Source organism: Acidovorax sp. GW835-FHT14G06 (genome assembly GCF_058793595.1).
The window spans coordinates 78105-91936 of the sequence record NZ_JBXAGA010000005.1 but is presented as its reverse complement, the minus strand read 5'-3'; the positions used below and the strand labels follow the sequence as shown (position 1 = coordinate 91936).

12 protein-coding genes and 1 other RNA gene are annotated in these 13832 nt (G+C 66.5%); 4 read left to right on the top strand and 9 right to left on the bottom strand.

All coding sequences use genetic code 11. From position 1 onward, the window contains the following. The first annotated feature begins 402 nt into the window (after window positions 1–402). A complete protein-coding gene (gene rtcR / locus AC1Q64_RS09835; protein WP_492251190.1) occupies window positions 403–2037 on the top strand; it encodes an RNA repair transcriptional activator RtcR in 1635 nt (544 codons plus the stop codon). 10 nt (window positions 2038–2047) lie between these two features. Next, an RNA gene (gene rnpB, locus AC1Q64_RS09830) (RNase P RNA component class A) lies at window positions 2048–2387 on the top strand. A gap of 66 nt (window positions 2388–2453) precedes the next feature. Here the strand turns inward: rnpB and AC1Q64_RS09825 are convergent. The 6 genes from AC1Q64_RS09825 to AC1Q64_RS09800 form a co-directional block, all read right to left on the bottom strand. Beyond that, a complete protein-coding gene (locus AC1Q64_RS09825; protein WP_492251189.1) occupies window positions 2454–3677 on the bottom strand; it encodes a M48 family metallopeptidase in 1224 nt (407 codons plus the stop codon). 2 nt (window positions 3678–3679) lie between these two features. Then, the gene (locus AC1Q64_RS09820) at window positions 3680–4945 is read right to left on the bottom strand and encodes a YjgN family protein (RefSeq protein WP_492251188.1); all 1266 of its coding nucleotides are present in this window, start codon (window positions 4943–4945) and stop codon (window positions 3680–3682) included. A 170-nt stretch (window positions 4946–5115) separates the two neighbouring features. Continuing rightward, window positions 5116–5901 carry an rRNA pseudouridine synthase gene (locus AC1Q64_RS09815; protein ID WP_492251187.1) on the bottom strand — a complete coding sequence of 262 codons (786 nt, stop codon included), beginning with the start codon at window positions 5899–5901 and terminating at the stop codon, window positions 5116–5118. 31 nt (window positions 5902–5932) lie between these two features. Continuing rightward, window positions 5933–7630, bottom strand: a complete 1698-nt coding sequence (locus tag AC1Q64_RS09810; protein WP_492251186.1) for an MBL fold metallo-hydrolase — start codon at window positions 7628–7630, stop codon at window positions 5933–5935. Window positions 7631–7710: 80 nt separating this feature from the next. Then, window positions 7711–8463, bottom strand: a complete 753-nt coding sequence (locus AC1Q64_RS09805; protein WP_492251185.1) for a maleate cis-trans isomerase family protein — start codon at window positions 8461–8463, stop codon at window positions 7711–7713. 92 nt (window positions 8464–8555) lie between these two features. Then, window positions 8556–9518: a Bug family tripartite tricarboxylate transporter substrate binding protein gene (locus tag AC1Q64_RS09800; RefSeq protein ID WP_291437217.1), complete on the bottom strand. Its 963-nt coding sequence runs from the start codon at window positions 9516–9518 to the stop codon at window positions 8556–8558. A gap of 98 nt (window positions 9519–9616) precedes the next feature. Between AC1Q64_RS09800 and AC1Q64_RS09795 the strand changes: the two genes are divergently transcribed. After that, entirely contained in the window at window positions 9617–10486 is an 870-nt protein-coding gene (locus AC1Q64_RS09795; protein WP_056059282.1) for a LysR substrate-binding domain-containing protein, read from the top strand. Window positions 10487–10493: 7 nt separating this feature from the next. Here AC1Q64_RS09795 and AC1Q64_RS09790 read toward each other — a convergent pair whose 3' ends face one another. Continuing rightward, entirely contained in the window at window positions 10494–11696 is a 1203-nt protein-coding gene (locus AC1Q64_RS09790) for an MFS transporter (protein ID WP_492251184.1), read from the bottom strand. Window positions 11697–11820: 124 nt separating this feature from the next. On the opposite strand from AC1Q64_RS09790, the gene AC1Q64_RS09785 reads away from it, so the two are divergent. Continuing rightward, window positions 11821–12705: a LysR substrate-binding domain-containing protein gene (locus AC1Q64_RS09785; protein ID WP_492251183.1), complete on the top strand. Its 885-nt coding sequence runs from the start codon at window positions 11821–11823 to the stop codon at window positions 12703–12705. Window positions 12706–12730: 25 nt separating this feature from the next. Here AC1Q64_RS09785 and AC1Q64_RS09780 read toward each other — a convergent pair whose 3' ends face one another. Together AC1Q64_RS09780 and AC1Q64_RS09775 are read right to left on the bottom strand one after the other, a co-directional pair. After that, the gene (locus AC1Q64_RS09780) at window positions 12731–12928 is read right to left on the bottom strand and encodes a hypothetical protein (protein ID WP_291437212.1); all 198 of its coding nucleotides are present in this window, start codon (window positions 12926–12928) and stop codon (window positions 12731–12733) included. Between the two features lie 120 nt (window positions 12929–13048). Then, window positions 13049–13753 carry a glutathione S-transferase N-terminal domain-containing protein gene (locus AC1Q64_RS09775; RefSeq protein ID WP_492251182.1) on the bottom strand — a complete coding sequence of 235 codons (705 nt, stop codon included), beginning with the start codon at window positions 13751–13753 and terminating at the stop codon, window positions 13049–13051. Window positions 13754–13832: the final 79 nt, after the last annotated feature.

Sequence of the window (13832 nt, the reverse complement as noted above, 5' to 3'; positions counted from 1 at the left end):
GAATCGAACCTGCGACAACCCCTTTCGGGGGGCTCTACCAGACTGAGCTACCAGTGGTGGCAAGCCGGGAGTCGAACCCGGCACGTCCTCTTGCGAGGCGTCACCACGACCTTGCCGTTACCCAGCGTTTGCGGTGTGCGGCATGCGGGGAATCGACAAGGCTTTTAAAGCCCGGATTTCCTGCACCGGCGGGGCGGACGTTGGTCCTAACCCCGGCCTGTGAGCGGTCACCGCTTGCGCTGGACGCCTTATCTATTGCCAGATGCGTGCCAGCTCGTGGTTTGCGGCTAGAAATTTTTCAAGTCGTTGATTTGTATAGAAAAATTCTCTGAGGCATTGAATGAGGCTCTGCTTTGGTGTTGAAACTAACTAGAATGAAGGCTAGTTAAATAGATGGAATGCATGCGCAAAAACAAGGTTGTGATCGGTTTCCTCGGCACCCAGCTCGACTCCGGCCGAGGCGCAGGACGGTGGGAGAAGTGGCGCCCCACCGTATCGCTGGTGCAGCATGAGGACGTGGTGATCGAGCGGCTGGAGCTGCTCTACACGCCGCCCCACCAGGACTTGGCCCAACAGGTGCGCGCGGATATGGTGATCGCGTCCCCCGAGACCATGGTGAACCTGGTGCTCCTGCCCATTGCCGACCCCTGGGACTTTGGCGAGGTGTATGCCAAGCTGTTTGACTGGACCCAGACCTACCGCTTTGACACCGAGCGCGAGGAATACTGGACCCACATCACCACCGGCACGCATGTGGCGCAGATTTGCCTGTTCTTGCTGGTGGAGTCGCGCCGCATTCCGGGTGTGCTGGCGCAGACCTCGCCGCCCAAGCGCCAGCGGGCGGGCGACCCGGGTAGCTACACGCTGATCGACCTGGACCTGTCGCGCTACGACGTGATCGCGCAGCGCTTTGGCGCCGAGCAGCGCGATGCGGTGGACTTCCTCAAGAGCGGCATTGCCACGCGCAACGCGCGCTTCAACGCGCTGATCGACGAGGTGGAGCGGGTGGCGGTGCGCTCGCGTGCGCCCATCCTGTTCACCGGGCCTACGGGCGCAGGCAAATCGCATTTGGCTAGGCGCATGTTCGAGCTGAAAAAATCGCGCCACCAGGTGGAGGGCGAGTTCGTGGAAGTGAACTGCGCCACGCTGCATGGCGACGGTGCGGCGTCCACGCTGTTCGGCCACAAGAAAGGTGCGTTCACCGGCGCTGCGGCCGACCGTGCGGGCCTGCTGCGCACGGCGCACAAGGGCGTGCTGTTCCTCGACGAGATCGGTGAACTGGGCCCGGACGAGCAGGCCATGCTGCTCAAGGCGGTGGAAGAAAAGCGCTTCTACCCCATGGGCAGCGACCGCGAGGTGGTCAGCGACTTCGAGCTGATTGCTGGCACCAACCGCGACCTGCGCACCGAGGTGGCGGCTGGGCGCTTTCGCGAAGACCTGTTTGCGCGCATCAACCTCTGGAGCTATGTGCTGCCCGGCCTGGCGCAGCGGCCCGAAGACATCGAACCCAACGTGGACCACCAGCTGGCCCGCGCAGGCGCCGAGCTGGGGCGCAACGTGCGCTTTTCCAACGAGGCGCGTGTGGCCTACCTGCGATACGCCCAGTCGCCGCAAGCGCTGTGGACCGGCAACTTTCGTGACCTTTCCGCCAGCGTAACGCGCCTCGCCACGCTGGCCGACAGCGGCCGTATCGGTTTGCCTCTGGTCGAGGCTGAGATCGCACGCCTGCGCTGGCTGTGGCAGCCTGCCAGCGACGCCCGCAACGGTTTGGCATCCACACCCGGTGCGCTGAGCCGCGACGATCTTGCGGCTTTGCTGGGCGACGAAGCGGTGGAAGCCATGGATCTGTTCGATCAGCTGCAATTGGCGGCCGTGCTGCAGGTGTGCCGCCAGGCGCGCACCTTGTCGGACGCGGGGCGCCAGCTGTTCCAGGCCTCGCGCACGCAGCGCACGGTGGTTAATGACGCAGACCGGTTGCGCAAGTACCTGGCGCGGTTTGGGCTGGACTGGGACCGCGTCGCTGTCGCTGGGCGATAATCCCCCCTGTGAAGCGCGCCAGACCGCCGCTGGTGCAATCTGGGAAACCAGGCACTGGAGGAACGTCCGGACTGCACAGGACAGCGTAGCAGCTAACGGCTGCCCACCGTGAGGTGAGGATCAGAGCAACAGAGACGAGTCCCGGGGGAGTGCCGCAAGGCAAACCACCGGGGGTGAAACGGGCAATCTCTACGCGCAGCAATACCAAGTAGGCCAGCGTTGATGTGGTTCCGCAGAGCTGGCGGGTAGGTAGCACCGAGCCGTGGTGGCGACACCCGGCCCAGATTAATGGCGGTCACACTGCGGGCAACCGTGGTGCACAGAATCCGGCTTATCGGCGCGCTTCACACTTTATTTCCACCCCGAATCGCCAAGGGTCGTGTTGTGAGCACGCCGCCCCTGTGGCGCGGCTGTGTTCAGTTTTTTGCGCAATGGGGTGCTTGCCCCCGCTCCAGCTCTGTCGCACGCTCCACCGTGTCGGGGTGGCTGCTCAGCAGCGACCAGACAGGGTGCGAGCCGATCTCCTGAGCCACCTTGCGCTGGCGTGCTGCCTCGGGTGTGCTGGCCTCGGAGGAGGGCGCCGATGCCGCGGCGGTCGGGCCCTTGCCCTGGTCTTTTTTCTGGGTGTCTTCGTTGTCCTCATCGCGCGCAATCGCCAGCAGCAACTGGCCCATGGGCGCTGTGGGCAGTGCGGCGTGGCGCATGACGGCGATGGCATAGCAGTCAGCCTCGCGCTCGTGGCTGCGGCTGTAGGCCAGGCCGGTCAGCAAGGATGCACCCGTAGAGACGATGCCAGACACATCGCCCAGCGCCAGCCCCAGCCCCATGTTGAGCACCCCCTGCTGAACCACCATGCGTGTGGTGTGGCGCTGCACCACGTGGCCAACCTCGTGGGCCAGCACGCCCACCAATGCGTTGTCGTCCAGGCCCTTGTCGGCCGCTGCCTTCACGATGCCGTCGGTCATCACGATCTTGCCGCCGGGCAGTGCAAAGGCGTTGGCACCCATGCCGGACCGGAACTCCAGCGACAAGGGGGGACGGTAGCCGGAGTAACGCTGCAGGCCAGGGGGCGTTTGCTGCACCAGGGCATCAAAACGCGCCTTGAGCTGGTCTTGCCGCTCCTTGGGCAGCTTGCTGGGCTTCAAGGTGCCGTTGTCCATCTGCTGGAGCACGTTCTCGGCCACGCTGGTTTCCCAGCTGATGGGCACAAACCGCGTGAGCTGCGTGGCCGCCCAAGGCGTACCGTAGCGGTAGAACAGCGTAAGGCCGATGACGGCGGCGGCCGTCACGCCCAGCAGCACGGGCCAGTGGGTCTGCATGCGTTGTGCGATGCCCGGGCGCTCGCCTGCAGCAGCCAGTGCGGCGCGCCACTCGGTCACGGCGTCGATCTCTACGCTGCCATGGTCGCGCAGATCGACAACCACACGGGGCTGCGGCTTGCGCTCGTTCCAGGCCTCGGGCCAGCCTACATCCCGCCAGGCAAACACGACCGGCTCGGCTCCTGGCTGTGAGAGCGGGTGCAGCACCATCGACGGACCCTCCGGTGTGGGCCGCAGGCCCACTACCACGGGCCGGGCCTTGCTGCTCTGGCCGTCAAACCAGCGCCCGGGGACCAGGGCGGGGTGATCGGGTGCGGGCATGGTCAACCGATAAGGTCCAGACCGGCAGCATCTGCCAGCGCATCGCCCAGGCCGCCCTGCTGCTGGCGCACCATGGCGCCCGCCACCTGTTCCACGCCGCCTTTGACGTGCAGGGTGACGGACTCGACTTTCATGCGGTATTCGCTGACCCGCGCAAACGGGCGGTACAGCCCCAGCGTCAGCAGGGTGAGCAGCATGTTCTTGATGCGCAGCCACACGTAGCGGCTGCTGGGCAGGTGGCACTTGAAGCGTGCCACGTGGCTCACGCCGATGTTGTTCCACATCAGCTGGAACATGCGCGCCTCGCGGTATGCGCGGGCGGGGGCCGACGCCAGGATCAGCATGAAGATGCCCGCGATGACGGACACGATGATCACCACAAACATCCACAGACCCAGGCGGTCGCTCTGGCTGGCTACCAGGGCGATGGAGCTGCCCGCCAGGATGCCGATCAGCGCCGAGAACCCCACCACGCACAGGATGAATACGGCCACGGTGGCCAGCCACACCTTGACGAAGTCCATGTAGACCGGCTTCCAGCGGCCTTTTTCGGCGCCCACCTGGGCCTTGAGCACCAAGAGGCTCTTGAAGTTGTACTCCATGCGGATCACGCACAGCACCGACAGCACCAGGCCCAGCAGTACCAGGCCGCCCATGGCGGGCGTGAAGCGGGGCATGGGTTGTTTCTTGCCCTCTTCTTCGATGGCCTCCAGCGCCTGGGCCAGGTCGGGCGACAGCAGCTGCAGACCATAGAACACGCCAAACCACACCAGCGCCAGCGCAAACACAGGCCAGCTGGCGATGTAGACCTCTTTCCAGCTGGCAGTGAACTGCAGTCGCAGCCCGCGCCACCGGGTGGCCCCCAGGCGAAACCGCATGGCGCTGGCCCAGATGAAGGGCGCCAGCGCCGCGCCCGCCAGCAGGAACAGGCCCACCGCCGTGTCCTGCCCGGTGTTGGCAGCCAGGTTGTAGGCAATGGTCAGAAGCATCAGCAGCACAAAGCCCATCACCATCTTGCGCTGCTGCGCGGTGAATTCGAGGGGGCTGCCGGCCACCAGCGTGTGGCTGTAGAAATACTGGGCGGTGCGGCGGCGCGCCCAGGGGGTGTAGATGCCCAGCGTGACGATGGACAGCAGCACGTTGACGATCCAGACCCGGAAATACTCGCCCCCGCTGCCCGTGAACTCGAGCGGGTGGGCATCGATGTTCATTGGCATGAAGGTGGACATCGGCCCCGCAGCGCCGCCAGACGATTGGTTTGTGTTCATGAACTCCCTCCAGAGTGCTGCGCAGTGTAGCAGCGGTGTGGATCGAAGGAATTCAAATGAAAAAGGCTTGAAGCGCTTGTTTTCAAAGCGCTGACAGCTATGTTTTCAGGAGCATATGTGCCCCGCCTGCCCTGAACGGGCGTATGGGGCGCTGCGCGGTGGAAGGAGCCTCAGAACTTCTCCCACGGCTGCAGGTAGCGCCACTGCCCCTCGGGCACCTTGGCCAGCGGCACGCGGCCGATGCGGATGCGCTTCATGCCCACCACCGTCAGGCCCACCGCTTCGCACATGGCCGGGATCTGGCCGGGGCGGATGCCCTTGAGCGCAAAGCGCAGCTTGGTTTCGTTCTGCCAGCTCACCTTGATGGGGGGCAGGGGGCGGCCATTGAACGTGAGGCCATGGCACAGGCGCTGCAGGCCATTGGGCGCGATGTCGCCCTTGACCTCGACGATGCACTCCTGCTCCAGCGACTCGATGTCTTCGGCCAACTTGCGTGCGATGCGCTTGTCTTGCGTGTACACCACGAGGCCGCTGGCCTCGGTGGGCAGCGGGGTGAAGCATTCGAGCTGCTTGAAGTGGCGCTGCAGCACGCGGATGCCCGAGGCGTCTTCCGGCAGGTGGGACGCGGCGCTGAGCAGCGTGAGCGCCTGTTGCGCACCCTGACTGCGGCTGGCGTGGGCCGCCTGCCCGGCCGGCAGGCCCAGACCCGCTTCAAACCCCGCTGGCTTGTGCAGCAGCAAGGTCACTGGGGTCAGCTCCAGCAGGCTGGCATCGGGTGCGACCGTCACTGCCTGATCGGGGCGCACGCGCGCCCCGGGGGCTTCCTCGATCTGGCCGTCCACGCTCACAAAGCCGCCCTCGATGAATTGCTCGGCCGTGCTGCGCGAGCAACTCAGCTGTTCGGCCACGCGTTTGGCCAGGCGGATGTGGGTGGGGTCAGGGTTCTTGTCGGTCATTGAATCAAAGCGATCTTGGTGTTCTTGTGGTTCAGTCATTGCCGGGCTGCAGAGAGCGGATGCGCTCCACGTGCGCCAGCAGCGAGCGCTGGGCCACGGGCCACATGCGCGGCGGCACGTCTTCGTACGCGTGGCGCACCCAGTCTTCCATGCTGCCCTGCGGCAGGGCCTGCATGGCAGCCAGCACCTTGGCCTCGCGTGCCAGGCGGTGGGCCTTGAGCCTGGCGATGGCGCTGCGGGCCGCGTAGAACGGGCCTCCCAGCACGTAGCCGTGGGCGGGCAGGATGAAGTCCACGCCATGCTCGGCGCAGATCGCATCGAGCCGGTCCAGCGAATCCAGGTAGTCGGCCATGTTGCCGTCCGGCGGGTCGATCACCGTGGTGCTGCCGTTCAGTATGTGATCGCCGCTGAACAGCAGCGCGTCTTCCACCAGCAGCAGGCACAGATGGTTGGCCGCATGGCCCGGGGTGTGGATGACCTGCAGGGTATGGGTGATTTTGCCTTCAGGCGCTAGTCCTTCCAGCACGAGTAGCTCACTATTTTGTAGCGATCGATCGGGTGTGAACAGGCTGGCGGCACGCGCCGTGGGGGCGGAGGGCAGGCCCAGAACGGGCGGGCGTGCCTTGCCGGCCTGCTCACACATCGCCTGCAACGGTGCGGCGCCGGGCGAGTGGTCGGCGTGCGAGTGGGTGCACACAATCATGCGAATGTCGCCGCCCGCTGCGCGCCAGAGCTTGTCCAGGTGCTCGGTATCGGCCGGGCCGGGATCGATGGCGATGAAGCCCGTGGCCGGGTCGCCCACCAGGTAGCTGTTGGTGCCGGGGCCGGTCATCACGCCGGGGTTGGGGGCCGTCAGGCGCATGACATTGCGCAGCAGCGGCACGGGGCGCTCGGTTTGCCAGTCCAGCGGGTGCACGATCTGGCCGTCGGGGCACACCAGCGCCAGCTCGCCAAACGGCATTTCGTCTTCCATGTAGCGCGCTTCCTTGCCTCCCAGCAGGCCCGCGCGCGGGCAGCTGACCCACAGGGGCTGCTCGTGCGCCACGGCGTCCAGCACCGCCTGGGTGCTGGCAAATTGGGCCAGGCGCTGCAGCGTGCGAATGGTCGGGAAGATCATGAAAAACTGCCCCGCCTCGTGCCGCGCCAGCGCGTCGGCAGGGCGCACCCACACGGGCTCGAACTGCTCCGCCTCGTCCGCCACGGGCTCCTGGCCCTCGGGCATGCGGGCCACCAGAAAGGGCACTTCAAAGCGGCGCGCCAGGTCACGGTCGGCCGTCCAGTGGGCCAGCAGGTACACCCCATCGGCCGCCAGGCGCAGTCCGCGTGCGGCGCACTGTGCGGCAAACGGCTGGTGGCGGTCGATGGCGGCAATGTCCTGCGCATCGGCCATCTGCCCTTGGCGGGGGCCTTCTGCATGGCGCGCCAGCAATACGCCCAGCTCTTCAAAACTCTCGCGGATGGCGGCAATCGCCTGGGTTAGGTGCTGCTCGCTTTGGGTGGGGCGGCGGTCGGCGGCGGCGTGCGTCGCGGGTGCTGCGTCCAGCGCATCAATGCCACCGCCGGGGAACACATACGCGCCAGGCGCAAAACTGGCCGTGGCCGAGCGCCGGGTCATGAGGACTTCGAGCCCGACGCCGTCAGGCACATCGCGCAGCAGCAGCACGGTGGCAGCGGGGCGGGTGGCTACCGGTTCTCGGTGGGGATGGAGTTGTTGGCTGGAGCGGGGCATCGGGCCATTATCCGGCGTTGCCCTGCAGCCTGCCGGCCAACTGCTTTCGTCGACGGGGAGGCCTGGCGCCCCTCGGGAGGTCAGTAGGCGCCAGAGAGCAGGGCCCCTGCGTTGGGTACCCGCGTTTCCAGCCCCAGGCGCTTGAGCATCGCCCAGGTGGTGCAGGCTGCAGCGGACACGACAGGAATGCCCAACTGGTCCTGTGCCATCTGCACGGACGCCAGCGAGGGCATCTGGACGCAGGCCGAGATCACCACCACGTCCACGCCGCGCGTGTCCAGCCGTTGCACCAGCTGGGCCGGGGCGGTGGGGTCCTGCGCGCCCACCTGCAGGTTGTCGGCAATTTCCAGCGACAGGCTGTCGTGCACGGCAATGCCCTCGTGCTCGATGTAGTCCACCACCAGTTGGGTCAGCGGCTTCATATAGGGCGTGAGCACCGACACCTTCTTCGCGCCCATGGCCTTGAGCCCTTCGACCAGCGCGCCTGCGCTGGACACCACGGGCGCGGGCTTGCCATTGGCCACGGTGACCTCATGCAGCCGCTTTTCGGATGCGCGGTGGTAGCCCAGGCCCATGCTCATGATGGCCACGAGGCAGGCATAGCCCATCACGTCCATCTTGCCGTCCGACAGCTCCAGCGCGCAGCGGTCGGAGTCGCGGTCCATCGCGGCCAGCTCTTCCTTGGTGACCTTTTGCATGCGCATGCGGCTGGCGTGGAAGCTGAAGCGCTCGGGCAGGATCTGCTCGCGGGCGCGCAACATGGCCGGGATCTCGGTCTCCATGGTGGTGTTGGAGCTGGGCACGATCTGCCCGATGCGGTAGGTGCGTTGCATGGTGGTCTTTCAGGAGTCAATGGGCAAAGCGCTGCCCGCCCGGCGCGCGGAGCGCCGGAAATGGGATCGCGCAGGGGATGTCTGTGGGCCTGTCAGTCGGCCTTGATACCGGCGGCCTTGATGGTCTTGGCCCAGTAGGCGGTTTCGGTCTTCACCAGCTCACCGAGGGCGTCGGGCGGCAGGTAGCGCAGTTCGATGCCCGCCGCGTCGGCGCGCTGGCGCGTCTCGGGCATGTCCAGCGCCTTCTTCACATCGGCCGTGAGCTTGGCCACCACGGCGGGTGGCGTGGCGGCCGGGGCGAACAGGCCCACCCAGGCTTCGAGCTTGAAGTCGGGCATGCCGGCCTCGGCCACGGTGGGCACGTTGGGCAGGCCCGGGTGGCGCTTGGTGCCGGTGACGGCAAAGGCCTTGAGCTTGCCGCTGACCACATGCTGCATGACCGACGGTGGCGTGGTGATGAACACCTGCACCTGGCCTGCCAGAACATCGGCCACCGCTGGGCCCGAGCCACGGTAGGGGATGTGGGTCATGAAGGTGCCGCTTTGCTGCTTGAAGATCTCGGTGCCGATGTGCGACAGTGAGCCGTTGCCCTGCGAGGCGTAGTTCACCTTGCCCGGGTTGGCCTTGAGGTAGGCGATGAATTCCTTGAGGTTGTTGGCTGGCACCGAGGGGTGAGCGGCAATCACGTTGGTGGCCACGGTGAGCAGCGCGACGGGGGCGAAGTCCTTGGCCTCCCAGGGCAGGTTGGGGGTGAGGGCCGGGTTGCCCACGTGGTAGGCCGAGTACGAGATCAGCAGGTTGTAGCCATCGGGTTTTGCGCGGGCCACGGCGCCGTAGGCCACGTTGCCGCTGCCGCCCGCCTTGTTGTCGATCACCACCGGCTGGCCGATCACGCGCGCCAACGGCTCGTTGAGCAGGCGGGCCGAGGTGTCCACCACGCCGCCGGGCGGGTTGGGCACGGTGAGCGTGATGGCCTTGCTGGGGTAGTTGTCTTGCGCCATGGCCAGGCCCGAGAGGGCCAGCGTGGCAGCCAGCAGGCTGTGCTTGATCGTCATGTTCGTCTCCACCAGATGTTGTAGTCAGGGTATTGTGGAAACAAGCGAATCCGCAGTCCAATATATTGTTGGTCTTGATCAAGACCTGAAAAGTATCAATGGAACTGCGCCATCTGCGTTACTTCGTCGCCCTGGCGGAAGAGCTGAGCTTCACACGCGCCGCGCAGCGCCTGCATGTCTCGCAGCCGCCGCTGAGTCTGCAGATCGCCCAGCTGGAGCAAGAACTGGGCGCCCAGCTCTTCGTGCGCACCAGCCGGCGCGTGGAGCTGACGCTGGCAGGCCAGGCCTATCTGGTGGATGCACGCGCTGTGCTGGAGCGGCTGGACACGGCGCGCCAGCGTGTGGCGGCCATCGGCCAGGGGCAGGCCGGGCGCATTGAAGTGGGGCTGTCGGGCTCGCATTTCCTCGGGCCGTTTCCGGCGGCGCTGGCGCGCTACCGACAAAGCCATCCGGGCGTGGATGTGGTGCTGCACGAGATGCAGCCTTCGCTGCAGCAGGCGGCCCTGCGCGACAAACGCATCGATGTGGGCATCTCGCGCACGGCCGTCAACGACGACCAGCTCGCCAGCACCCTGCTGTGGCCCGACCCTGTGGTGGCGGCTTTGCCGCCCGGCCACCCGCTGGCGGCGCGCAAGGCACTGGCCTTGAAGGACCTGCGCAGCGAGGCCTTCGTGATGCTGCGCCGCGACTCGTCGGCCCATGCCGAGCACATGGTGCAGTGCTGCGTGCAGGCCGGCTTTGCGCCCCGGGTGGCGCAGACCACGGTGGAGCTGGCCGCCGTGCTGAGCCTGGTGGCGGCCGGGCTGGGCGTGGCCCTGGTGCCTTCGTCCCTGGGCATGCTGTTCGGGCCGCGCGTGGTGTTCAAGCCCCTGGGCGCCAAAGCGCCGCGCGCCGATGTGCATGCGGTGCAGCGGCGCGACGACCTGCTGGGCGTGGTGCCGGCTTTCGTGCGGGTGATGGCGGGCTGAGGTGGGCTCAGTGCCCCACAGGCACCACACCAGCGGCACGCACGGGGATGCCGCTGCGCCGGTCCAGCACACCGCTCCACTGCGTGAGGGCCAGCGACACCAGCACCACCAGCGCACCGATCCACGGCGTGTGCTGCAGGCCCAGGTGCGTGACGATCAGGCCTCCGGCCCACGCGGCGCCAGCGATGCCCAGGTTGAACGCTGCGATGTTCAGGCCCGATGCCACGTCCACCGCCTGCGGCGTGAAGCGTTCGGCCTGCTTGACCACATACACCTGCAGCCCCGGCACATTGCCGAACGCCACGGCGCCCCACAGCAGCACGGTGCCCACAGCCAGCCAGGGGTGGGGCGCGGTGAACTGCAGCAGCAGCAACACGGCCGCCAGCAGCGCAAAGATGATGCGCAACGCCGGGATGGGGCCCAGCCGGTCGGCCAGCTTGCCGCCCCAGAGGTTGCCCACGGCCACCGACACGCCGTACACCAGCATCACCCAGCCCACGGCGCTGGCGCTGAAACCCGAGATGTCGGTGAGGATGGGCGCGAGAAAGGTGAACGGGATGAACGTGCCGCCGTAGCCGATGGCCGTCTTGGCATACACCAGCAGCAGGCGCGGCTTGGCCAGCACCTTGGCCTGCTGCAGCAGCGAGGCGGGCGGGGTATGCGCCAGATTGCGCGGCACGAAGAGGGCGCTGCCGATGAAGGCTGCCGCGCTCAGGGTTGACACGGCCAGGAAGGTCTCGCGCCAGCCAAAGTGCTGGCCGATGAAGGTACCCAGCGGCACGCCCGTGACCAGGGCCACCGTAAGGCCGGTGAACATGATGGCAATCGCACTCGCGGCCTTTTCGCGCGGCACCAGGCCGGTGGCGATGGTCGAGCCGATTGAGAAGAACACGCCGTGCGCCAGCCCGGTGAGGATGCGCGCGGCCACCAGTGTCTCGTAGCTGGGTGCCTGCCAGGCCAGCAGGTTGCCGGCGGTGAACAGCGCCATCAGCGCCAGCAGCAGTGCCTTGCGCGGCAGCTTGCCGGTGAGTGCGGTGAGTACCGGGGCGCCGACGGCGACACCCAGGGCATACAGGCTGACCAGCAGGCCCGCCGAGGGGATGCTGATGGAAAGGTCTGCCGTCACGGTGGGCAGCAGGCCAACGATCACGAACTCGGTCGTGCCGATGGCAAAAGCGCTGAGCGTCAGCGCGAGCAAGGCAATGGGCATGGGCAAACTCCAGTTTTCAAACTTTCGGGCCCTGGAGTGTGGGTGTTTGGGTCTTGCAGAAAAAGAGGATGAAGTGCCATTGATAATTGACTGAAAATCAACAATCAAAGCGCCAGGAGCACCCATGAAAACCACGCTGGAAGAACTGCAGGCCTTTGTGGCTGTGGTGGATGGCGGTTCGATCACGGCTGCAGCCGACGCACTGGGCCAGACTGTCTCTGGCATCAGCCGGGCACTGGCGCGGCTGGAGAAAAAGCTGGACACCACGCTGCTTCGCCGCACGACGCGCCGCACTGAGCTGACCGAGGAGGGGCAGGCCTTTTTGCAGCGCACGCGCGCCATCCTGGCCTCCATCGACGACGCCGAGGAGCACATGGCTGCGCGCCGCCAGCAGCCCGCGGGCCGCCTGCGGGTGAATGCGGCCACGCCCTTCATGCTGCACGCCGTGGTGCCGCTGGTGCCGGCGTTTCGCAAGGCGTATCCGCAGATCACCCTGCAACTGGACACGGACGAGACGTACATTGATCTGCTGGAGCGGCGCACCGACGTGGCCATCCGCATCGGACAACTGCAGGACTCGACCCTGCACGCGCGCCCCTTGTGCACCAGCCGCTTGCGGCTGCTGGCCAGTCCCGACTACCTGGCGCAGACGGGCAAGCCCAAGAGCGTGGCGGACCTGGCGCGGCACTCGCTGCTGGGCTTCAACCAGCCCGAGTCGCTGAACCAGTGGCCGCTGCGGGGCGAGCATGGCGATGCCTGGCCCATCGTGCCCAGCCTCACCGCGTCGAACGGCGAAACGTTGCGCCAGCTTGCGCTGCAGGGGGTGGGCATCGTGTGCCTGTCCGATTTCATGACCGCCGGTGACCGTGCGCGCGGCGACCTAGTGCAGCTACTGGCCAAGGACACAGTGGACGTGCGCCAGCCCATCAGCGCGGTGTACTACCGCAACACCCAGCTGGCTGCGCGCATTGCGTGTTTTCTGGATTTTTTGCAGGAGCGTCTGGGCTGAGCAGGCCTGCCTTGCAGGCTCGCCGTCAGCGCAGGGCGCGCAGTTGCTGCAGGCGCTGCAGCACGGCGTCGATGACGGCGTTGGCGCCCTCCACATCGCAGCTCCACAGCATTTCCAGCAACTCGATCAAGGCGATGGCGTTCGTTTCCTGCAGCGCTGCACGGGCGGCAGCCTGGAGGTCGTGCAGGTCCAGATCCTGAAGAACATCAACGGTCAATCCCATGCGGCACTCCCTGTTTTTTTGAGGAGGCCCATGGTAGGTGCGTGGCGGCCGGGTGCCGGGCTGCGCGGCATGATCAAGATCAACGGCCGATGAGAAACCCAGGCGCCCTGGCGCCCGCCGTCAGCCGCGTGCCGGAATCGCCAGACCCCTGGCCACCGCCGGGCGCGCCACAAACGCATCGAGCACGCGCTGCACTTCGGCGAACTGGCCAAACTCCACCAGGTCGCCCGCGCCATAGAAGCCGATGAGGTTGCGCACCCAGGGCAGGATGGCAATGTCGGCGATGGTGTACTGGTCGCCCATCACCCATGGGCGGCCCGCCAGGCGCTGGTTCAGCACGCCCAGCAGGCGCTTGGATTCGGCCACGTAGCGGTCGCGCGGGCGTTTGTCTTCGTAGTCCTTGCCCGCAAACTTGTGGAAGAACCCGAGCTGGCCAAACATGGGGCCCACGCCGCCCATTTGCCACATCACCCACTGGATGGTTTCGTAGCGCGCAGCGGCATCCTGCGGGATCAGCTGGCCGGTCTTGTCGGCAAGGTACAGCAGGATGGCGCCGGACTCGAACAGGGCGAGCGGCTGGCCGCCCGGGCCATGGGGGTCGAGGATGGCCGGGATCTTGTTGTTGGGGTTGAGCGACAGGAACTCGGGCGAGGTCTGGTCGTTGGTCTCAAAGCTCACCAGGTGTGGCTCGTACGGCAGGCCCAGTTCTTCGAGCGCGATCGACACCTTCACGCCATTCGGCGTGGGCAGCGAATACAGCTGCAGGCGGTCCGGGTGCTGGGCGTGCCATTTGTGAGTGATGGCGAAGGCAGACAAATCAGTCATGGCGGAGGCTTGGTGGGTGTGGCGCGGGGCCGGGGTTGTGGAGGTGGCAGTAGTGCAGACAGGGAAAAGGCATCAAGCC